This window comes from Megasphaera sp. AF13-6AC, assembly GCF_027685385.1.
Lineage (GTDB): Bacteria > Bacillota > Negativicutes > Veillonellales > Megasphaeraceae > Megasphaera > Megasphaera micronuciformis.
In genome coordinates this window covers 1-331 of sequence record NZ_JAQCUN010000331.1, presented here as the reverse complement: position 1 = coordinate 331, position 331 = coordinate 1, and the positions used below count along the sequence as shown (strand labels likewise).

At 50.5% G+C, this 331-nt stretch carries 1 protein-coding gene; it reads left to right on the top strand.

Annotated features, from left to right (window positions below; genetic code table 11):
- Positions 1-331 (top strand): hypothetical protein (locus PGX78_RS09245; protein ID WP_270446676.1); only part of this gene is annotated, 331 nt, incomplete at both ends.

Here is a 331-nt window from a genome sequence, read left to right as displayed (position 1 = left end):
CCGACTTGGGTCTTGAAGGAAAGGTGATTCTGAATAATGTAACGTACAGCGGCTTTACTGTCGATTCGGCTAAGGCTGATGTGTCTTACATTCATCATGTGGCTACCCTTCAATCCCTTGAGGCGAACTTATACGGCGGCACTTTGCAGGCTGACGGTCGTTGGAATAGCGAATCCGGCGATATAGGAGCTACGCTACACGCCGACTCCGTCTCCGTAGGTGATATGCCAGGCGTTCCGGTCGGTTTGGGAGCTATTATAAGCGGTGATTTCATTGTCGGCGGTAATACGAATGATTTGAATAATGTGGTTGTTCAGGGCAAGGCGCAGGG